The organism is Flavobacterium sp. AG291 (genome assembly GCF_003350375.1).
GTDB lineage: Bacteria > Bacteroidota > Bacteroidia > Flavobacteriales > Flavobacteriaceae > Flavobacterium > Flavobacterium suzhouense.
The window spans coordinates 126731-144561 of the sequence record NZ_QQAR01000013.1; the positions used below are offsets into that span (position 1 = coordinate 126731).

Genomic DNA, 17831 nt, shown 5'->3' on the forward strand with positions numbered 1-17831 from the left:
AGGTTAGCGAAACATTGTTCTAAGCATTATCCAGTGTTTTTTAAGCCCGGCTAATGCGTTTGGGTTTGTTACTAATTGGCCTACACGCTCCAAATCTTCCATTGGGATAGTGGCACAATTTTTTAATATTCTTTCTTTAGCATCCAGTTCAATACTGTTTTCTGCTTCTATTTCAATTGTTTTTTTAGGCATTTTCGTTAGGTATTAGTTTGTGTTTGATTAATAGTTGTTCAAGGTCGCTGCCGAATCCATCAACAGTAAGCGCACCTCGTAGGGTAAGAAGAATGTAACTCGCTACTGAATCACTGGTATTCCTGATACCGTCAATAAGGTTTTGCTTTACTTCGCTGCTTTCAGGTACTGGCTGCGCTAACCCTGCTGTTTGAACTGCAGCGCTATTACCGCCTTTAAGTGATCCCACAGCCGTAAGTATTGCAGGCATTTGTTCTATAAAGCCATTAAGCATATCTTTTTGGCCTTGTGCTTTCGTTTCAGAAAATCTGCTTTCCAAAGCAGCTTCTTTCATTTCTTCAATTTTTTCTTTCAGCCTTTTGTTTTCAGCTGTCAGTTCCCTGTTATCTGCCATAACACGAGGATAGTCCATGTGTTGGTAGATCATTTGGGCATTTAGTCCTCCAGCTAATCCCGGAAGAATTTCCGGGATATGAGCAAGGGGAGGGGTTGGTAGGAGGGTAGGTGTTGCAGTTTCTGCGGTTGCAGAATCCGGCAATTTCGTATCAATGCGGACTACAGTACCATCATCTTTCCACGATGAACCGTTTTTTCTGCGTGGCTGTATCACAAAACTTGTCGTTCCTGATTCTACCACCTCATTAAAAAAGCCCTCAATGCTACCGGCTTCTTCGAGCATTTTTTCGCCTGTCAGGTTCACACCGATAACTTTAAGGTTATCAGCGTTCACAAGCCTGATAGCGAAATAAGGATCGGAAGCAAGACGGTTTATGATATTGTCGAGTTGTTGCTTCATCTCTAACATTTCTTTATTTTCCTGAAATCTAAAATTGCTTTTCCGCTACCACCTTCAAACTTCAGTTCAAGATTTATCTCGCAAGCGGTTCCGTCTCCTGGTATATTGAATGAACCAAAAGGAACGCCAATAGCAGGATTAAAAGCAGGAACAACACGCGCAACATCATTTACAGTTACTGTTAATGCAGTAGCACCGTAATTTGAAATAGATAGGCTCGTAATTCCGTCGAGAAATTGCGTTGTATCAGAGTTAATTTGAATTGAAGCGAAGCCGGATTTTTGCATTTTAGCACTGGGATTTAGTATTGTCGTTCTCGTAGACCAAGACTAATTGCGCCTTAAGGTCGGTGTCAAAGTTTGCGTTTGAAGTAATCGTTACCATGTAACTTTTACCTTGTGTGTCTAATAGCAGTGGTTTTTTACCTGCTATATAACCTGCCTCCCTGTCACGATAGTTGTCTATATGAGTTAAAGGAGATACATCCTCGTTTGAGTCGGTTGTAATCTTTGCAGATACAAAGCCTGAATTTTCTCCACCAACTTTAAAGATGGCACAACCAATCACTACACCCGCAGGAGGGGTAAAAGTGACAGTTTTTCCGGACGTTCCAGCCGGTATTTCAACGTTTACAGCGTATTCTAATACTTTCATAATGTTGGGGTTTAAGGGTTAAAAAAAGCCCCGAGCAAGCCCGGGGCTTCAAACTAACTAACCAAATATTTAACCTAAACTTTATGCTTTATTAGCTGCTGTGAATTCAATACAATCGAATTCAATGCGGTATGCCTGATCTACGGCTGCTGCTGCTGCCGGAATAAGCTGAATATAAAATTCAACATCTTCCGGTATCATAAACGGCACAACTGGTTTGATCTCATCTTCAACAGAAGTTGCAGCGTTGTACTTTGCAAAAGGGTTGATTGGGCTTTCAAAAAGGTCTCCTGCTGCCAGTGTACCTACTTTGAATTCACCATTTTTAAAGGCTGCCGGGGCTTCGCCTTTCCAAAGGGCTGTCAAAGGTGTTACATCAACTGTAGTGTCCCAAAGGATACGCATCCCTGTTATAAGGATGCTACGCCCTTTGTTAAGTTTATTGCCACCATCGAAGTTGGTAAGACCAATTTTCTTTTTAGTGTCCTGAATAATGATATTGTTGTTGTTGGCAGCAAGATCAGCACCAAGGCCTGCGATATAAAGAACTTTTGATTTTGCCTTAAAGCTGCCATTAAGGGCAACACCGTTTCCATTGGTTACAAGTGGTAGGAAGTTCATAGCTTCCTGAAGAGTTAACTGTTTCATGTTTATTTTCTATTTACTTTTTAAAGAGTACGTGAATTTTTCTATTAGCTTTTTTACTGAATTATTTATGCACTTTTCAGTTCAAGTGATCCCCAACCTAATAGCCCAGATTCGTCGCTACCACCCCAACCATTCAGACCGTCACCTGACGGGTGAAAATCCATATTAGAAAGGTCATATCGTGGTGCAAAATCAACCGTTGCATTTAGTGCAGGGGTTTCAGTACACGGACAACCTAAGCCCAAAGCACGGGCAACGGCTTTTTTACCTGAAGTACTTGCTGTACTTTCAGATTCTACACCTGAACGTTTTGCCAGTACTGCAATAATTTCAAGACTTTGCGCTACTGCTACACCTACGAAAGTTCCCTTTGCCAAAGTTGAAAGAGAATCAGTTCCGTCAAGGAACATTGCACCGGCTGCACCTGCTAATACAAGCGCACCGCGTTTCATAAGAGCGGTATTCTCATCTTTTTTAAGGCTTGCTGTGTCTGTTGCTGTTGTCGGCTCGTGTAGGAAACCAAATGCAGCTTTTGAGACCATGCCACCTGCTACAACACCACCAGTCAATGCGATGGTGTCTTTCACTTTTTGTTCTGATGGTTTTTTGAATTTCATCGTTGTATAAAAATTTAATTATTTACTTTTTTTTGGTAGGCGTTGTAGCCTTTTTTGCTACCTTTTTCTTTCTAAGTGCGATAGCAGCTGCACCGAGTAATAAAAGCCCTCCGATTATTAACCCTTTGTTGTTTTTTGGTTCAGGTGTTGAATCGTCTGCTACTTCTCTTACTGTATTAGAATTATTGTTCGTGGTAGTTGTTGTAGACGTTGGAGGTGTTGTAGTCGGAGTTTCTACAACCGGAGTAGTAGCAACAGGCGTTGTTACTTGTGTAGTTGTTGCAACTGGTGTTGTTACAGTTGTACTACTGTTTGTAGGTATCGTAAACACAGGTAAGTTTGAGGTAGGAACTGCAACAGGCGTTGCAACGGTTGTTGTTGCCGGTGTTGATACAGGGTTAGTAACAATTGTCTTTACAGGTAGCTTAACATTTGCGAAATCAATTTGCGCAGTAGATGTTATGGGTGCGGCAATCCTGATTCCTTTTTTCCTGTAATTCTCACTTTTTACTGTAGTTACGATAGTACTCGTAAATAATACAGAAAAATCATAAATGTTTATATTGAATTCTATCGGCACTATTTCTACATCAAACCCAAGTGTTCCTATGCTCATCTGAACCGCTTTTACAATTGGATCAAGCGAAGTGTAAACAACATAACTTCTTTGTTCACGGGCCAACTGAGACAGACCTTCTACATCATCGACTAAATAATATGCGTTTAGTGCGTTGATTTTATTTAAGACTGCATTAAGTGCAATTAATTTGCTATTAAGTGTAGGAAGGTTTAACGCATTACCGACATCATCTAATAAGCTTTCAGCATAAAGAGTAAAATAAGGCAGCCAATTATTCAGAATTGCTTCTTCCAAGGCTGTAATATTGCCATCTTCAACACCACGTAATCCATTCATTCCAGACGTCCACTGTTCAATTTGATTTTGTACATATTGTGTGCCCTGTATTATATATCCTTTAAGTTCTGGAAATAAATCCCCTAAAAATCCAGCATCCACCTTTTTAGCTATCTTTGTTCCTATATAACCAACAGCTTTGGATGCCCACTTACCTATTTTACCCCAAAAGCCACCTAAACCCTGTTGAGGGCTATACGCTGCCAGCCCGCTATTTTTGCTTACTTCTAAATTCATACTACTTTGATTTTACTTTTGCTTTAGATTTTGATGCAGTTGCAACTTTATAGATGCCATAACCTACCGCAGAGGCTATCAGTACTTTGCCAACCGTTCCCAATGCGTTTTGTGAAACGTTATTATCTTTTTTTGTAAACAAATCAGCTTTTGTGATCATACTTTGGGCTTCAAGTTTCACGGCATCACCCGTAAACTTAATTGTGCTTATCGGTGTTTTTACTGTTGTTGCTGTCGGTGTTGTAGTTTGAGTAGGAGTAGGGTTATTAAAACTTGCAAGTGTCTGTGATAGACCTCCTAAAAACTGGAATATGTTGAAAGAAGTTTGGTTCTTTTTATCCTGTACGTATGGCGTGATCTCAAACCTTTTTATTTCAGTTGTGGTTGACTTCATTTTGATAGTAGCCAACTGTTTTACCGTTATTACCCCGGCAAAGCTTGTTTTTGTAAACCAACTGTCCGGCTTAAATTGTCCTTGCTGAACATTGCCAAGTGTTGTATAGGTAACATCAAAATATTGCTCCAGCCACTGAATGAAAGCAACCATTATTATATTGTAATACCATTGCCCTAAATCTCTATACGCTGCTGTTGAGTCTTTAGAGCATTTAGAATTCCAACTGTGTTTTGAATACGCTAAGGAATGCGCTTGTATCTGCTGCGTGTTTTTAAGCAGATCATTGATAAGGGCAAACAAATTTGAATTATTATTCCTTATAGCATCGTTAACGCTATAAAGTGCATCATCAAAGTACGGTGCAATGGCAGCAAGTGTTTTATCGAAGTCGGTCATGTCGTGTACACCACCGATGCAGCTTGGAGCCCATCCGTTTGAGAACATACTTTTAACCGTGGAAAGTGATATACCTAATCCCTGTCCTGAACCTGCATGAACAGCCCCTCTAAGTGCGTAATGTTGTAAACTCATTTTTAAATCGCTTTTTTGGATATACATTGGTTCATTCATCGTTGCAACGGTTCCATCAATGGTGTAATGGCCTTTAGATAGGCTTCCCGTTTTTTGGTCAACCGGGACAACGATATAGACGTGTGTCCACATTTCAGGCATAAAGCCGGGCTGTTTGATCTGCCTGATGTAATGTGTCAAACCCAGGTTCGTTAAGATACTACTGGCAATGATGGAATAACTTTTGCAGTCTATACCATCATATCTGACTTTCCAAGAGCAGGAAGGACTACGCAGATACTGGATAGCCTTATCGGCTTTATACTGGAAATGATCATATACAAAACCGTAAATAGCGGCACACGTTTCTTTTAATGAACTTTTTAAAAACAAAGGAGCAATAGCAGCTGTATCAATAAGGCTAATCTTTACCATTTCTGCCATTTCCTTTACAGAGAGGTCTGTCATGCCTTTTCCGACATCTTTACTGGTGCAGTTACTTGGTGGTATCAGCTTATCGTACTGTTTACCGTCTTTTATTTTTCGCCAAAGAAGTGCATCTATATCGCTCATTGTTTCCTAATCAGGATACAAAGGTTATAGCGTTGCAATTGTGTGATTTAAGTTTTGTGAGGATTACTAAAGATTCGTTAACTTTCGTAAACTTGTGTAAGGATTGGTTAACTTTCGTTGCAACAATCATTGCAATAGACGTTGCATAAATAGTAGAAATATGACTGAAAATTATATTGTGGATATTGACACTAAAGGAAATAAGCACTACCTAAATCCGGTATATATTGTAGAATTGGTGCAAAAAAAAGATTATTGTTTAGTTATTACCGTTGCGGGAAAATGGAGATCAAGGTCTACAGCCGACCATATAAGAGAGGTAATCGATAGCTATTGATGTAATTGGTAGAATGGTAGAGCAATTGTTGGCTCAAGTGAAAGAAAAATATACGGTTATCGAGATTTTATAAAAATTACATTTAATCAAGTATTTAATCATAAACCAATACTTAAACTGAAAAAAAAAGCCCCTCTGGTTATCAGAGGGGCTTTTGTAAATTAAGCTAAGTAGAAAAATAACCAAATCAACCACCAATTTATCATCTTAACTTAAAAGTGATCAAATATATGTAAGAAATTTAATAAAACATTATGTTTTTACAAAGTTAGATTAGTTATTTTTGACTAGAGTTTACAAAATCACACCTAAATATTATAAAATTATGCATACTAATTCTCTATTATTAATAGACGATGATATCGATGATAGGGATTTATTTCACAGTACAGTAAAGGAAATATCTCCTGAAACCGATTGTAAGCAATTTTCAAAAGTAGCAGATGCTTTGTTTTACCTAGAAAACACTGAAACACTTCCAAGAATTATTTTTTATGACTTGGGCACACCCTTATTAAACAATATAGGATTCTTAAATGATATAAAAAAAAATCAAAAATTAAAAAATATCCCTATTTACGTCTATTCAACTTCCTTTATAATTAAATTGATGGAAAGCGATCTGATAGGTCAAGTGAACGGTTATCTTTTTAAGACAACTAATTTTTTGGAATTTGAAAAGGCTTTACGTGAAATAATTAAAGTTCAATAGTATGAATCTTTTCTATTTGTTTCTTTTTGTATTCAATGATTCTTTTAAGCCTAGCAATTTCCTGTTTGTGCTCAATAAAGCTTGTGAGCGTGAACAGTAATACTTTTTTAGCAGTCTTAATTTTATACTCCGCTGCAATGGCTTGTAACGCTTTCAGTTGACCGGGAGTAAACAGCCGGATATATGCACTATTCTTTATCATGTCCTTGAAAAGTCGATTTTTTAAGTATTGTATTAGGTTTTACTCTACGAAAAGTGAAAATTGTATCTCTACGGAACCCCATCTTTTTACCTGACTTTCTGACTTTGAAATAAACAATCTTTACCGGCTTCAATAATTCAATGGTATCGTTTTCCTTTGTTACGTACTTGTCGCCCCGTCTAAGAGGTGTACTATGTACTTCGTATATACTATCAAACCATTTCTGATTTAATTGCGCTACTGATGCCATAGTGGCTAACAGTAGTATGTTATATCTGATGTAAGTGAGGGTAATCATAAAATTACTTTCAGTTGATTGAATATTTGAAAGGCGATCTCTGGTACTATAGAGTTCCCAAGTCCGTGTATTCTTTGTTTGTCCAATTCAAAGGAAAACCCATCATCCATTCGTACATTTGAATAGTCTGATTGGCTGTTAAACCGTTTAAGTGGAATTGATACAGGGATTTGTCCTGATGCTTCTTTTGGAAATATCTTTTGTAAGATTCCACCTTTTTTAAGATTATCTTTCCATCTGCCGCACTGGGAGTAGGCCACACCATAAACTCTTTCTCGTAAGTGCGGAAATCCGAATTGGGTAGCATAAAACAATCTCCATTCACAGTCATACCTGAGCTCGGAAAGATCGCATAAGACGTGTTCGAATCCTCTACTAAGGAGCATTGAGCTGTTTTCAAAGATGATTGCATCAGGTCCAATTTCCCCAACCAAACGGGCGTAGTGTTTCCATAGCCCCGATCGTTCGCCTTTGATCCCTTGTGCCCCTCCATACTTTTTACTGGTTTGTGCAATGGAGATGTCTTGACATGGGAATCCTCCTGAAATAATATTAACTTTTCCTGCATATTGTTTTCCATCAAAATTTTCAATAAGCCCAAAACTTTTGGAGTTTGGGAATCTTAATTTTAGTAATTCACGTTTATAATCTTCAGCTTCGCAATGAGCTAAATTTTTTATGCCAGCTCTTTGTGCTGCCAGGTCAAATCCACCTATGCCAGTAAAAAGAGATATGTGTGTTAACGTTTTCATTAGTCGAGTTTTTTAAACCATCCGAAGTGGCGTTCATTAATTTCAATCGTGATATCGCTTACACTGGGATCATCATTTTTCCTGAATGTGATGTTGATGCCGTTATCTAAAATCAAGGTTAAGTGTCTTTCGTCAACTTCCGTTGCAACGTTTTCAATTAGTAGATTGTAGGTAAGAGGGTAAGGTTGATTGATGTTAGAAAAATCATTAAGGTTAAGCACGATTGATGCTTCAGTAATGATGCTGATATTTGTCGATGTGGGAAACCATCGGGATTGATAATTTCCTATAAGCCAATCCGGGATTATATCCTCAGGTTCGGCAGTAACTGGCTCCGGTAGGGGTGTTGCAACTGGATCAGTATCTGTACTTGAACAGGCTGCAATAATTACTAAGATGATAATAAAATATGTTTTCATACTCATTGAATTAGTTCTTTCGTCCAGTGCCACCCGGTTATATAACCTCGTTGAGAAATGTATTTTACCTCTTGGCCTAGAGAAGCAGCATAGAAGTAATGCGGTTCACATTCTATTGTCGTTGTATGGCCATTGCCAAAAACAACAAGTAAATAGCTATCATCCTTTTTGATATCCTTTGCAGCCTGTCTACTCATAGTCGGGTTCATTTCTGCTTCATGTTGCTTTTCTACAACATATCCGGTTACTATCTCAGGCGATCCGGCAAAGCGGTCAAGGAATATGAAAATTGCAGTAGCTGCTATAATGATTATTGTGGTAATTTTTAAACTAGATGTATTCATAATTATTAGTGTTTTCGTTAGTTATTTTGAGTAAAAATCTATTTTAAGACGGTTTCTCACCAAAGTGGTGTATCTATCCATTCCACACTCCAAAACTTTATTAAAAAGCTTTATTTTAAGTTCTTCATCTCCGATGTATTGAGAAACTTCATTTGCGGAACATATTCCGGCACGCTTGTACTTGTTGATCTTCTTTCCGTCAATGATTTCAGTACTGACGTATTCCGATATGTGTACATTGAAATATTTATTGATTTCTGCGTGCAGTGGGTTGTCAGATTTAACGGCAGGCATTATCTAAGTTTCCACATTGCACAGAGAGAAAAACCGATAATGAGGCAGACCGTAGCCCAAAAGGCCATATAGGGATTGTCGCAAAGCAAATAGCTTGCATAAACAGTAACCGCTACCATTGCAACGGTAACAATGAGTTTCATAAAATTTAGCATAGTCATGGTTAAAGGGTTTTATTAATGATTAATTAGAATTGTCTAATAAATAATTAGAGTTTGTAACCTACCGGTACATCAAATTCCTTTACAAAAAGTGTCAGTTCTTTTGCCCTGATGTTCTTGACGAATTTTGCCTTATCGATGGGTAAACCTCGCGTATCAGCAATAATTTGATTAATGCTTTTGCGTATCATATCAGCTGTATAATTGCTTTTCAGATACCAGTTCATTAATTCCGCTTTAGTTGCACATTGCGGTAGTGGTTTTAGAGTGATTTCGCGAGTGTCCATATAGTAAGGGGATGATCGGTTGATAATATTTTAGTGTGCTACAGGGATAATGCTTTTAAGTTTTTGGTCGATAATGTTTTTATATTTTTCGGCAACATTTTTTTGGTATTGAGTTCGTTCCGCTCGTTGCCAGTAGCAGCATTTCATTAAAACAGAGGCTTCGTTTAGCTTGAAAGTCATTGTGAAAAATGCATTGTCGTTTTCAAGTTTGTTCCGTAGCTTGATCCAAAGTGCATGAGCGATATCTACAGCTATGATTGCATTTAAAAATTCATCAATAGTCCAAAAGTGATATCCTAAGCGTTGTATTTCTGCGTACTGTTCCAACTCTTGTTGCAACACTTCTAAATCTGCACGCCTGATTTTCTTTAGCTGTATAGTTTTCATTTGTACTCTTCAATTAGTTGTTTGGTTTGGTTATCGTAAAACTGAATGCACATTACTTGCGACATTTCCGGCTTACCTTTTATCCGGGAGAGCATCTTTTTTATTATTGTCGTATCACTCACACCGTTTCCGGGTTCATCAAATTTTGCAAGGCTATACCAGGTTATATTTTTCTGTTCTCCTTTGGTCAGTGCAACCATTTTGATACGAGCGGTGTTCTTATCGAATATTGGCATAGCTATAAATTGTAATTTGGTTTAAGGTTTCTGAGGCTTTCAAGAGTACCACGCAATGAATTGTAGTACTGGATTGGTAGATTGTTCTCTACGTAGTCAACTAGCCAGTGGAAGTCCTTTTTGTTTTTCATAAACAGGCCTATGGCATTTTCATACTTTTTTGAATTATTGATTTTTTCCAATCGTTCAGCTGCTTTGCGCTCTGTCTTACGTTTTTTAAGTGGCATTTCAGCCATGTACTTAGAATGGCGTTCCCAACGCTTTGAGGTATATTCAAAGCCAATTTCTTTTTTGTTTTTACGGGTAAAATCGAAGTATACAGATGGGAATGAAACTGAAACTTTCACGTTTGGCCTTGCAAACCATTTTCGGGCATCTTCGAGCCTCCAACGTAATTGTGTAATATCTTCGTAAACAACATATTTGTTGAAAGGGATGTTGTCTTTAGTAAGCCACTTGTAATTTTGATACAGGTTTATTGCATTTTTCCAACTGCCTATGTAAGCATTGCTGAAGCGGTAAAGTTTTGCTGCTGATTTAAAGAAATCCTGCAATATCAGTTCCCTGTATTCATGGCGGGTAAGTGTGCCGTTATAGGCTTCTTGGAATAACAGGCGTTTATCGATGGGGATATAGTCAATGAAATGCCCGGAAGCAAGTTTTATAGCAAGATCCTGCGGATGCATTATGAGCGCGCGGAGCTTATCGCTCATAGTTTCTGAAACTTTAACATTTTCGGCCGCGGCCCCCTCAGTTTGATTTTCTTCATTGCCCCCGGTGTTCTTGTCTAAAACGTTCTTGTCACATAAGGCCGTTGCCAACGGCAACACCTTTCTATCAGAATCAGGCGTAGCCGATTCCCTTTTCTTATATTCTGATAAAGATGTTCCAGTACTCTCTTTGGAATTCGGTAAAACTTTCCTCTTAGAAAGGCTAAGGAGTTGATTTTCAGCGCAAGCAAATTCATCAGTATGGAGGTCGAAAATCACTAAAATAGAGGGCGATATGTGCGTTTTAACGCCTCTTTTCGGCCCACAGTAGACCTTATCTATTAAAATCCCTGCTTCTTGCAGACGCGCTCTGTGATTGCGTACAGTCTTGTTACAAATGGGTAGGCTCATAATATCGTTGTCACGCTTGATAGTAGTAACCTGCCATGCATTAATTTCCAATGGCTGAATGGGGCGAAGTTCCTGCTGTGCGAAATGCTCTCGCTGCTTATTTCTACGCATAAGCTGCCTGTTGTATAAGTATAGGATATGTTGGAAAACCTGCTCTGTAAAAGGCTTAATTTTTTGGATGCGACGTTTCGCTATAAAACGGCTGTAAAGGTCACCGGCCTTGTCTACTTCTTCGTTAAATTCCCAGTTGTTTTTATCGGCAAAGCGTAAGACAAAATTTATTAAAATTTGCTGCTGATACTCAGCAAGTTTATTTTTTTCTTTGTATATTTGAACACTTGCGTTATGCTTATCAATCAGGTGGTTAGCTTCAGCTACTTTCTTATTGTATATAGATACTGCGCGACGATAATTGTCCATTGTCATTGCGAAAGCTTCATCTTTTACAGATGGTAGAAAGGCTTTAACGACATTATCATTTTGGGTTATATTAGCGTTCTGTTTTGACAGCTGCTCAGGTTGGTAGCCAGGTATAGCAGCTGTCAGATCCAGTTCCGCAATAGTCCTTGTTTCTTTATTTCTCATAATTCTAAACGTTTGGCTTTAGCCGTTACTACTGTTAGCATTGATGGATGCACCATACTTGGTCTGAAGTCGGTTATTTCGTTTATGTAGTAATAGATATCTATTACGCTGCCACTATCAGGGCCAGTCTTTTTCATCGTTGTACAACAATGAATTCTATCGCCTTTATGCACGATCCTGTCCTTTGCAACGGTAAATTGAATAGTTGGGTTTGTTACCCATTCCTGCGGAGTAAGAGGGTATTTATGCAGGGTAACATCATCAGGGTTCTTAAATGTCTGCATGAGTTTTTGTTTTAATGTTTTCTTTAAAATTTTAACCTATCCGAAGCGGACAGCCCCCAAGCCGTCCGCAACATCAAGGGACATTAGAGCTTAATTGCTCCCGGTATCGTTAATTCAATAAAATTTTAGGTGTAGAAAGCGTTATCTTCAGTTGAGATAAAGCCATTTCAGAAAACATTCCCTTTACAGAAATACCGGGTGCAGCGAAGCACTGGAGTATTGCATTTCTGTTTGCCTCCATGTTGGTATTGTCTTTAAAGTCTATTAGCAGGGTTGTAAATGAACCTTGCGGAGTGCCGGATATTACACCGGCAACGCAAGGCAGTTTTTCCAGTTTAGTAACTGATTGTTGAATAAGGGTAGGGAGGTGGTGTAACACTGGCATACGGCCAGCGTTAGGTACGAAATTGATCAAATTCATAAATTGTGGTTTTGGTTAAAGGGTTGCAACATTCGTTGCGTTGTTTTTGTTATATATCTGTTAACGATTGGTTATCATCAAAAAAAACAGTACTTTTGTTTCTTAATTCATAAACACCTGTTACCGCAGGGTTTATGGTTAAAGGGTAGGTGTGGGTGGTACCACACCTTTTTTTTTTTTATACTATCTTCAGATTACTTTTTAATCGTTGATTTCTTCGCTGCTTCATTAGCGGTAAAATAATATCGGTACATTCTGCAACAGTCCATACTTTATTTTTTTTGGTTGATTTTATGGTTTTTGGCTCTTTAGCTTTCTCCATCATAGCATACAATCGTTCTTTCTCTCCATCCGGGAGGGCAAGAAAAATATTGTATGCAGTTTCAGCGAGAAGCATAGAATTTTCTTATTAATAATTAAACTGGCATGATTTTTAGTTCTCCTGAATTCGCATCGTTTTGTGGAAGAGGAGAAAGGGAATATGTCTTTATAAAGAGAATACTTTTGATAGTGGATTCAGATAGATTGAACTCATCTGATAAAAGCGGATAGGTTTCTCTACACGTCATTAGTTTCTTTAATTCATTGTAGCGTTCAAGAACCTTTGCGTTTCTACGCGCTTTCTTTTCTTTAGTACTCTCTTTCAACTTTGCCATAAATAATAATTGTCTATATTTATACAGACAAATGTAATACAAATTGTTTTAATAATTACAATTTGTTGTTTAAAAAATAACAAAAAGTTGTATGGATAACTTTATAGGTTTGAATATCAAATATTTATGTGATAAGAATTTGTTGTCGCAAAAGGATTTTGGAGAAATATTTGGCATTACTCAAGCTGGAATTAATACATACACGAGTGGGAGAAGTAATCCCAGTGTGGAAAATATTCAAAAAATATGTAAGCACTTTGCTATTACTCTAGATTCGTTTATCAATGAAGATTTATCAAAGATCACGAATAATGAGACTACAACAAAATCAGATTCATTTGTAGAGCCACAACCGGGGGGTATATATGGCGATAAAGATAAAATTATAGAAGCGCAAGCTGAAACAATTGAAACTCAAAAAAAACATATAAATACCCTTGAAAAACTGGTTGAAACCTTGGAAGAAAAACTGTCTCAAGCTTCCTGATTAACTGGACTGTTTACAAATCCGAACCACCTTGAAAGAAATACACTACTACATATAACGAGTATTAACCAATAACCATTAATAATTATTAAAACATGAAAAAAATTTTTACGCTTATTGCTCTAGCAGCATCAGGTCTAGTTTGTGCGCAAACAAATGACACAATTCACAAGAATACAATTTCATTAAATGGAATGTATTCAGAACCGGGACAAATAGGCTTATCTTATGAATACTATAAGTATAACTCCCGTTCTACAAATAAAGCCTTCATCGCAAATCTTTCATATGGCGTTATGAATTATGATGCAGATATTGTAGATGTTGATGGAACAGGTTTTGTAATTGAATTAGGAGGTAGAAAATATTTTAACACATCACAGAAAGGGCTTTATAGTGCTAACTATTTATCTTATGGAAACATTAAATTTGATAAGGATACTCCTTTTGGAAATTTCGACGGTACTTATAGCTACTTCTCTTTCTTTGCTCCGGAAATAGGTTATAAAATCAAACTAGGCGGTATCTCTATTGATCCATACATTGGAGGTATGTGGAAAATCGAAGTTAAAGGAAAAGGAGATGTAGACAACAACAACACCGATGAATGGGTACTTCGAGGTGGTTTAAGAGTTGGTTATAGTTTTTAAATATTGTGCAGGAATATAAAATCTATGCAGCGAAACATTCTGATATTAGAACCGGAAAGGTTTGGAATACAGAAGGACTTGGTAGCAATCTTATCAAGATAAAAATTAAGCACAAAAGTATTATAGTTTCTAACAGAAGAATTGATGATAATTTTGAAAGGATTTTTTTTGGAGAATTTACTGAAAAAATTAACGGAAAACCTAAAGAGGAATCAAAGAAAAAATTTGATGAAAATTCTCTTGTAATCGATGAATACTACAGGCTGAGACTTAACATTGATACAAGTAAAACATATAGAGCTGAAATTAAACCTGTAAGGAAATTCGATATTTACTCACAATTAAGATATTTATGGCAGCATCCTGATGATGTAGTCAGAATTACATTTTGGTTAGCTGTTGCAAGTATAATAATTTCAATATTTGGAACTGATATTCGCAATTTTTTAGAATGTTTGTGGAATTTAGCTCATTGTATCTTTAGTGTTAAGTGTACTTGTAATTAATAGAGATATTAGACTTTTATGAATACAAATCTGAATACGTTTGGTGAAATTGTGGGTTTGTAAAATATTAATAATCAATATATAAATATATCGCTTTAAAGCAACTTATAATTGTGGTTCCGAAGGTCGGGGGTTCGAGACCCCTCATTCACCCCTAAGTCAGGAGCCCTTCAGAAATGAAGGGCTTTTTTGTTTTTGATTGTTTTCACAATCTTCAAATATTTAAATCTTATGATTGTGATATTTCCTGTAATAATCGTACTGGCGATTCTGATACTTGTGAGGGTTTTAATGCCTGATTTGTCTAAACTCAAGTACAGTAAAGATTTTCAAACTCAAATTGAAACCTTCAATTTAAAAGAAGGTGATGAACTCGATTTGATATTGCCTAAAAACAGATTCGAAGTACAGGTCTATGTGCGTGGGAATAAAGATCAAGCGGGTAAACTTGCAGTGTCGCGGAACGAAAAGCTTTATAAAAAAGCTGAAAAAGGAATCATCAAAGCGAAACTTATCTCTACTGAAGATGATAATTTGAGAATTGAATTCTTTGAAAAGGTTTCACAAGCCTAATCTTACTTATACTTCATTTTCTCTTCTTCCAGATCAATGTAGTGCAGGTATTTTCGAATTAATTCCTCATCAATATCTTGTTTCTTCTTGTTCTTTTCTAATAACAGCTTACGTTGCTTGTCGAGAACTTTAGTGTAAATAGCTTTTATGTCTTCCGGCATGGCAGATTCCTCTTCATTTAGGCTTAGTTGTGCTTCCCACTGGCTGCTAAGACGCTTTAGATGCGGGCTATCATTAAGCTTTTCTTTATAATGTTCTTCTATATATTCCATAGAAATTTTTGCCAGGGCCTTGCGAAGATGATTTTCAGTTTCTTCTTCCGGGCGATAGTCGTTGTAAACGGTGTGGCTAAGTTTTTTTATGATATATGGTAATGTCAGTCCTTGTATTAAAAGGGTTGCTAATATTACTACGAAGGTTATGTATAATATAAGATTACGATGAGGAAAAGGCGAACCGTCACTTAGTGTCAATGGTATTGATAATGCTGCTGCCAGCGAAACTACCCCGCGCATCCCTGTCCATCCTAATATAAATGGACCTTTCCATCCGGGATTCCTGTCGGCAACCGTAATAAAGTGGCTGGCAATTATGGTTGTAATAACTGCTCCATAGGCGGCGATTATTCGTCCAATAATCAACACTGCTGTTATAAGCAGCCCGTAACCTGTAGCTTGGTACAGACCAATGCCTTCGGTTTTTAAGGCGTTAACTATTTCAGGTAGGTCAAGTCCAATGAGCATAAACACCAGCCCGTTTAAGACAAACACTATGCTTTGCCAAACATTTTCAGCGCTTAGCCTCGACGATCCCGTTAAGAAATGATGCCTGAAATAAGAGAGGAACAATCCACCGCTTACGACAGATAAAATTCCTGAACAGTGAAATTCTTCCGCAACTATATACATGGCATATGGTGCAACAAACGTTAATATGATATCCATGTTTACGTCGGTGGGTAGGTATTTATGTAATTTTTTAAAGATTAGTCCGGTTAATAGTCCAATTCCTGTACCCCCAACTACCATCCATACAAAATTTAGCGCGGCTTCCTGCCAGATAAATTGTCCAGTAGCAACAGCAATAAGTGCAAAACGTAATATAATAAGTGATGAAGCATCATTTAACAGGCTTTCACCTTCCAGTATTGATGATAATCTTTTCGGTCCTTTGATGAATTTAAGTATAGCTCCGGCACTGACAGCATCGGGAGGCGAAACGATACCACCAAGCAGGAATCCCAGTGCTAGTGAGAATCCCGGTATGAAACTGTTGGCAACTACAGCGACTGATATTGCGGTCAGGAACACCACTACAAATGCAAAGCTGCATATTATCCTTCGCCAACGCCATAGTTCTTTCCATGATATTGCCCATGCGGCTTCGTATAATAAAGGAGGAAGGAAAATAATAAAGATTAGTTCCGGGTCAATTTTTAATACAGGTATACCTGGTACAAAACTTATCAATAAGCCGGTAATAACTAATAATACAGGGTAGGCAACCCTAATGCGATTTGCTAGCATTATGATTAGTACGATTATTAATATGATGATAAGGTAGAAGGGGAAGTGTTCAAGCATCTTAATTTGGTTTATATAAATTTATAAAAAAAGAATTCATTGTGGCTTCCTGTTAAATATGTCTTAACGAGCTATTTTAACATTTACTGAAAATAGTATCTTTAGTGTGTAAAATTTAGAATTATGGCTTTTGATTATGAAGATATAGAGAAGCGTTTTGATTGTGCTTGTAAAAATGCGGTTAATGAATTGTCTAATCAATACAAATCGGTTTATCTCGAAGGAGGTCCGGGAAAGCTTGGTGCTTTCCTTGAATTGATACAATTACAGTTTGATCAGGTTGAAGCGACTTTTGTTAGGGAAAATGAGCTTCATGCAAATCCTGAAGCACTAAAGCGAATAAAAGCTATCGCTAAAGGGTATGCTAGAAATTGTCTGGATGAGTATGGTAAGATTTCTATTTAAGTAAAATTCCCATTGTTGAAAGGGCTATGTGAAGAATTTTGCTAAAATTAAGTTGAATTTTATAACTCTCTTTCTTACATCGTGAATTTATTTTGCCCTCCAATTTAACCAAAACAGGGGTAAACAATAATGAATTCAAAATTCAGTGAACTAAAAGACCTTTTAGAGGCAGCATGCCGTGATGTACATAAAGATTTCTTAACCAGATTTAATAATGATACCTATATATCTGCAGGTGGTGCTAAACTTGAAGCTTTTATAACAGAACTGCAAAAAGAATATGAGAGTATCGCAGTTTCTTTTTTGCAAAAACACGGTTTTGAGAAAGATGCAGATGCTAAAAAGAAGGTTTTAGCAATTATTAAAGCCTATGCAAAACGGTGTATTGAAGAGTTTAGTAAAATATAATCTATATAATAGGTTTAGAGTATCCCGCTCCGGCGGGATTTTTTGCATCTATATATAAGAGTTATTTCCTGCTATTCGATTATCTGCCTCCCTCGCCGCGGCGGGTCCGGCATCCTGCCGCTTCAATCGGGTCTGCCTGCTGGGTAGGCAGGGCTAAGAAACCCGGTTTTGCTGCATATTTTT

The 17831-nt window shown here is 37.4% G+C and carries 30 protein-coding genes; 8 read left to right on the forward strand and 22 right to left on the reverse strand.

Going from position 1 to position 17831, the window contains the following annotated elements:
* Nucleotides 1–3: 3 nt before the first annotated feature.
* The 8 genes from DEU42_RS13935 to DEU42_RS13970 form a co-directional block, all read right to left on the reverse strand.
* Nucleotides 4–192 (reverse strand): hypothetical protein, encoded by a 189-nt coding sequence (locus tag DEU42_RS13935; protein WP_114758917.1) that lies wholly within the window; start codon nt 190–192, stop codon nt 4–6.
* Nucleotides 185–988 (reverse strand): hypothetical protein, encoded by an 804-nt coding sequence (locus tag DEU42_RS13940; protein WP_147278126.1) that lies wholly within the window; start codon nt 986–988, stop codon nt 185–187. The genes DEU42_RS13935 and DEU42_RS13940 overlap by 8 nt, the downstream gene beginning before the upstream one ends.
* Before the next feature lie 2 nt (nt 989–990).
* On the reverse strand, nt 991–1275 hold the full coding sequence (locus DEU42_RS13945; RefSeq protein WP_114758919.1) for a hypothetical protein: 285 nt from the start codon (nt 1273–1275) through the stop codon (nt 991–993).
* 1 nt (nt 1276) lies between these two features.
* On the reverse strand, nt 1277–1642 hold the full coding sequence (locus DEU42_RS13950) for a hypothetical protein (protein WP_114758920.1): 366 nt from the start codon (nt 1640–1642) through the stop codon (nt 1277–1279).
* 81 nt (nt 1643–1723) lie between these two features.
* Nucleotides 1724–2290 (reverse strand): hypothetical protein, encoded by a 567-nt coding sequence (locus DEU42_RS13955; protein ID WP_114758921.1) that lies wholly within the window; start codon nt 2288–2290, stop codon nt 1724–1726.
* A 65-nt stretch (nt 2291–2355) separates the two neighbouring features.
* Nucleotides 2356–2907: a hypothetical protein gene (locus DEU42_RS13960; protein WP_114758922.1), complete on the reverse strand. Its 552-nt coding sequence runs from the start codon at nt 2905–2907 to the stop codon at nt 2356–2358.
* Nucleotides 2908–2929: 22 nt separating this feature from the next.
* Nucleotides 2930–4060, reverse strand: coding sequence for an LPXTG cell wall anchor domain-containing protein (locus DEU42_RS13965; RefSeq protein WP_114758923.1), 1131 nt, complete (start codon nt 4058–4060; stop codon nt 2930–2932).
* A 1-nt stretch (nt 4061) separates the two neighbouring features.
* Nucleotides 4062–5540, reverse strand: coding sequence for a hypothetical protein (locus tag DEU42_RS13970; protein ID WP_114758924.1), 1479 nt, complete (start codon nt 5538–5540; stop codon nt 4062–4064).
* Nucleotides 5541–5700: 160 nt separating this feature from the next.
* Between DEU42_RS13970 and DEU42_RS17470 the strand changes: the two genes are divergently transcribed.
* Nucleotides 5701–5877: a hypothetical protein gene (locus DEU42_RS17470; RefSeq protein ID WP_158537883.1), complete on the forward strand. Its 177-nt coding sequence runs from the start codon at nt 5701–5703 to the stop codon at nt 5875–5877.
* A gap of 325 nt (nt 5878–6202) precedes the next feature.
* Nucleotides 6203–6589, forward strand: a complete 387-nt coding sequence (locus DEU42_RS13975) for a response regulator (RefSeq protein WP_114758925.1) — start codon at nt 6203–6205, stop codon at nt 6587–6589.
* On the opposite strand, the gene DEU42_RS13980 is transcribed toward DEU42_RS13975, so the two are convergent.
* The 13 genes from DEU42_RS13980 to DEU42_RS14045 form a co-directional block, all read right to left on the reverse strand.
* A complete protein-coding gene (locus DEU42_RS13980; RefSeq protein WP_114758926.1) occupies nt 6576–6791 on the reverse strand; it encodes a hypothetical protein in 216 nt (71 codons plus the stop codon). The two genes, DEU42_RS13975 and DEU42_RS13980, sit on opposite strands and share 14 nt — an antisense overlap.
* A 294-nt stretch (nt 6792–7085) precedes the next feature.
* Nucleotides 7086–7841, reverse strand: a complete 756-nt coding sequence (locus DEU42_RS13990; RefSeq protein ID WP_114758928.1) for a DNA cytosine methyltransferase — start codon at nt 7839–7841, stop codon at nt 7086–7088.
* Entirely contained in the window at nt 7841–8266 is a 426-nt protein-coding gene (locus DEU42_RS13995; RefSeq protein WP_114758929.1) for a hypothetical protein, read from the reverse strand. Before DEU42_RS13995 ends, DEU42_RS13990 begins: the two co-directional genes overlap by 1 nt.
* The gene (locus DEU42_RS14000) at nt 8263–8604 is read right to left on the reverse strand and encodes a hypothetical protein (protein WP_114758930.1); all 342 of its coding nucleotides are present in this window, start codon (nt 8602–8604) and stop codon (nt 8263–8265) included. Before DEU42_RS14000 ends, DEU42_RS13995 begins: the two co-directional genes overlap by 4 nt.
* Nucleotides 8605–8625: 21 nt before the next feature.
* Nucleotides 8626–8898: a hypothetical protein gene (locus tag DEU42_RS14005; protein ID WP_114758931.1), complete on the reverse strand. Its 273-nt coding sequence runs from the start codon at nt 8896–8898 to the stop codon at nt 8626–8628.
* Nucleotides 8899–9106: 208 nt separating this feature from the next.
* A complete protein-coding gene (locus tag DEU42_RS14010) occupies nt 9107–9346 on the reverse strand; it encodes a hypothetical protein (protein ID WP_114758932.1) in 240 nt (79 codons plus the stop codon).
* Between the two features lie 30 nt (nt 9347–9376).
* On the reverse strand, nt 9377–9733 hold the full coding sequence (locus tag DEU42_RS14015) for a hypothetical protein (RefSeq protein WP_114758933.1): 357 nt from the start codon (nt 9731–9733) through the stop codon (nt 9377–9379).
* Nucleotides 9730–9969: a hypothetical protein gene (locus DEU42_RS14020; protein ID WP_114758934.1), complete on the reverse strand. Its 240-nt coding sequence runs from the start codon at nt 9967–9969 to the stop codon at nt 9730–9732. Before DEU42_RS14020 ends, DEU42_RS14015 begins: the two co-directional genes overlap by 4 nt.
* 2 nt (nt 9970–9971) lie before the next feature.
* The gene (locus DEU42_RS14025; RefSeq protein WP_114758935.1) at nt 9972–11675 is read right to left on the reverse strand and encodes a hypothetical protein; all 1704 of its coding nucleotides are present in this window, start codon (nt 11673–11675) and stop codon (nt 9972–9974) included.
* Nucleotides 11672–11959: a hypothetical protein gene (locus tag DEU42_RS14030; RefSeq protein ID WP_114758936.1), complete on the reverse strand. Its 288-nt coding sequence runs from the start codon at nt 11957–11959 to the stop codon at nt 11672–11674. The genes DEU42_RS14025 and DEU42_RS14030 overlap by 4 nt, the downstream gene beginning before the upstream one ends.
* 109 nt (nt 11960–12068) lie before the next feature.
* On the reverse strand, nt 12069–12380 hold the full coding sequence (locus tag DEU42_RS14035; protein WP_114758937.1) for a hypothetical protein: 312 nt from the start codon (nt 12378–12380) through the stop codon (nt 12069–12071).
* 178 nt (nt 12381–12558) lie between these two features.
* Nucleotides 12559–12777 (reverse strand): hypothetical protein, encoded by a 219-nt coding sequence (locus DEU42_RS14040; protein ID WP_114758938.1) that lies wholly within the window; start codon nt 12775–12777, stop codon nt 12559–12561.
* Between the two features lie 19 nt (nt 12778–12796).
* Nucleotides 12797–13036 (reverse strand): hypothetical protein, encoded by a 240-nt coding sequence (locus DEU42_RS14045; protein ID WP_114758939.1) that lies wholly within the window; start codon nt 13034–13036, stop codon nt 12797–12799.
* A gap of 91 nt (nt 13037–13127) precedes the next feature.
* Here DEU42_RS14045 and DEU42_RS14050 point away from each other — a divergent pair, with 91 nt between their 5' ends.
* From DEU42_RS14050 to DEU42_RS14065, 4 genes are all read left to right on the forward strand, one after another.
* A complete protein-coding gene (locus tag DEU42_RS14050; RefSeq protein WP_114758940.1) occupies nt 13128–13523 on the forward strand; it encodes a helix-turn-helix transcriptional regulator in 396 nt (131 codons plus the stop codon).
* A 194-nt stretch (nt 13524–13717) separates the two neighbouring features.
* Nucleotides 13718–14173, forward strand: a complete 456-nt coding sequence (locus DEU42_RS14055; RefSeq protein ID WP_147278127.1) for an autotransporter outer membrane beta-barrel domain-containing protein — start codon at nt 13718–13720, stop codon at nt 14171–14173.
* A gap of 5 nt (nt 14174–14178) precedes the next feature.
* Nucleotides 14179–14679, forward strand: a complete 501-nt coding sequence (locus DEU42_RS14060) for a hypothetical protein (protein ID WP_114758942.1) — start codon at nt 14179–14181, stop codon at nt 14677–14679.
* Nucleotides 14680–14910: 231 nt separating this feature from the next.
* The gene (locus DEU42_RS14065; RefSeq protein WP_114758943.1) at nt 14911–15252 is read left to right on the forward strand and encodes a hypothetical protein; all 342 of its coding nucleotides are present in this window, start codon (nt 14911–14913) and stop codon (nt 15250–15252) included.
* A gap of 2 nt (nt 15253–15254) precedes the next feature.
* Here DEU42_RS14065 and DEU42_RS14070 read toward each other — a convergent pair whose 3' ends face one another.
* Complete coding sequence (locus tag DEU42_RS14070; protein ID WP_114758944.1) at nt 15255–16835, reverse strand: Na+/H+ antiporter; 1581 nt, start codon at nt 16833–16835, stop codon at nt 15255–15257.
* A gap of 123 nt (nt 16836–16958) precedes the next feature.
* Here DEU42_RS14070 and DEU42_RS14075 point away from each other — a divergent pair, with 123 nt between their 5' ends.
* Both DEU42_RS14075 and DEU42_RS14080 read left to right on the forward strand, forming a co-directional pair.
* Nucleotides 16959–17240 (forward strand): hypothetical protein, encoded by a 282-nt coding sequence (locus DEU42_RS14075; RefSeq protein ID WP_114758945.1) that lies wholly within the window; start codon nt 16959–16961, stop codon nt 17238–17240.
* Nucleotides 17241–17369: 129 nt separating this feature from the next.
* Entirely contained in the window at nt 17370–17648 is a 279-nt protein-coding gene (locus DEU42_RS14080; RefSeq protein WP_114758946.1) for a hypothetical protein, read from the forward strand.
* Nucleotides 17649–17831: the final 183 nt, after the last annotated feature.

Coding starts and splice junctions, on each gene's coding strand:
- DEU42_RS13935 (WP_114758917.1), bottom strand. CDS start 192: ATGCCTAAAAAAACAATTGAAATAGAAGCAGAAAACAGTATTGAACTG.
- DEU42_RS13940 (WP_147278126.1), bottom strand. CDS start 988: ATGAAGCAACAACTCGACAATATCATAAACCGTCTTGCTTCCGATCCT.
- DEU42_RS13945 (WP_114758919.1), bottom strand. CDS start 1,275: ATGCAAAAATCCGGCTTCGCTTCAATTCAAATTAACTCTGATACAACG.
- DEU42_RS13950 (WP_114758920.1), bottom strand. CDS start 1,642: ATGAAAGTATTAGAATACGCTGTAAACGTTGAAATACCGGCTGGAACG.
- DEU42_RS13955 (WP_114758921.1), bottom strand. CDS start 2,290: ATGAAACAGTTAACTCTTCAGGAAGCTATGAACTTCCTACCACTTGTA.
- DEU42_RS13960 (WP_114758922.1), bottom strand. CDS start 2,907: ATGAAATTCAAAAAACCATCAGAACAAAAAGTGAAAGACACCATCGCA.
- DEU42_RS13965 (WP_114758923.1), bottom strand. CDS start 4,060: ATGAATTTAGAAGTAAGCAAAAATAGCGGGCTGGCAGCGTATAGCCCT.
- DEU42_RS13970 (WP_114758924.1), bottom strand. CDS start 5,540: ATGAGCGATATAGATGCACTTCTTTGGCGAAAAATAAAAGACGGTAAA.
- DEU42_RS17470 (WP_158537883.1), top strand. CDS start 5,701: ATGACTGAAAATTATATTGTGGATATTGACACTAAAGGAAATAAGCAC.
- DEU42_RS13975 (WP_114758925.1), top strand. CDS start 6,203: ATGCATACTAATTCTCTATTATTAATAGACGATGATATCGATGATAGG.
- DEU42_RS13980 (WP_114758926.1), bottom strand. CDS start 6,791: ATGATAAAGAATAGTGCATATATCCGGCTGTTTACTCCCGGTCAACTG.
- DEU42_RS13990 (WP_114758928.1), bottom strand. CDS start 7,841: ATGAAAACGTTAACACACATATCTCTTTTTACTGGCATAGGTGGATTT.
- DEU42_RS13995 (WP_114758929.1), bottom strand. CDS start 8,266: ATGAGTATGAAAACATATTTTATTATCATCTTAGTAATTATTGCAGCC.
- DEU42_RS14000 (WP_114758930.1), bottom strand. CDS start 8,604: ATGAATACATCTAGTTTAAAAATTACCACAATAATCATTATAGCAGCT.
- DEU42_RS14005 (WP_114758931.1), bottom strand. CDS start 8,898: ATGCCTGCCGTTAAATCTGACAACCCACTGCACGCAGAAATCAATAAA.
- DEU42_RS14010 (WP_114758932.1), bottom strand. CDS start 9,346: ATGGACACTCGCGAAATCACTCTAAAACCACTACCGCAATGTGCAACT.
- DEU42_RS14015 (WP_114758933.1), bottom strand. CDS start 9,733: ATGAAAACTATACAGCTAAAGAAAATCAGGCGTGCAGATTTAGAAGTG.
- DEU42_RS14020 (WP_114758934.1), bottom strand. CDS start 9,969: ATGCCAATATTCGATAAGAACACCGCTCGTATCAAAATGGTTGCACTG.
- DEU42_RS14025 (WP_114758935.1), bottom strand. CDS start 11,675: ATGAGAAATAAAGAAACAAGGACTATTGCGGAACTGGATCTGACAGCT.
- DEU42_RS14030 (WP_114758936.1), bottom strand. CDS start 11,959: ATGCAGACATTTAAGAACCCTGATGATGTTACCCTGCATAAATACCCT.
- DEU42_RS14035 (WP_114758937.1), bottom strand. CDS start 12,380: ATGAATTTGATCAATTTCGTACCTAACGCTGGCCGTATGCCAGTGTTA.
- DEU42_RS14040 (WP_114758938.1), bottom strand. CDS start 12,777: ATGCTTCTCGCTGAAACTGCATACAATATTTTTCTTGCCCTCCCGGAT.
- DEU42_RS14045 (WP_114758939.1), bottom strand. CDS start 13,036: ATGGCAAAGTTGAAAGAGAGTACTAAAGAAAAGAAAGCGCGTAGAAAC.
- DEU42_RS14050 (WP_114758940.1), top strand. CDS start 13,128: ATGGATAACTTTATAGGTTTGAATATCAAATATTTATGTGATAAGAAT.
- DEU42_RS14055 (WP_147278127.1), top strand. CDS start 13,718: ATGTATTCAGAACCGGGACAAATAGGCTTATCTTATGAATACTATAAG.
- DEU42_RS14065 (WP_114758943.1), top strand. CDS start 14,911: ATGATTGTGATATTTCCTGTAATAATCGTACTGGCGATTCTGATACTT.
- DEU42_RS14070 (WP_114758944.1), bottom strand. CDS start 16,835: ATGCTTGAACACTTCCCCTTCTACCTTATCATCATATTAATAATCGTA.
- DEU42_RS14075 (WP_114758945.1), top strand. CDS start 16,959: ATGGCTTTTGATTATGAAGATATAGAGAAGCGTTTTGATTGTGCTTGT.
- DEU42_RS14080 (WP_114758946.1), top strand. CDS start 17,370: ATGAATTCAAAATTCAGTGAACTAAAAGACCTTTTAGAGGCAGCATGC.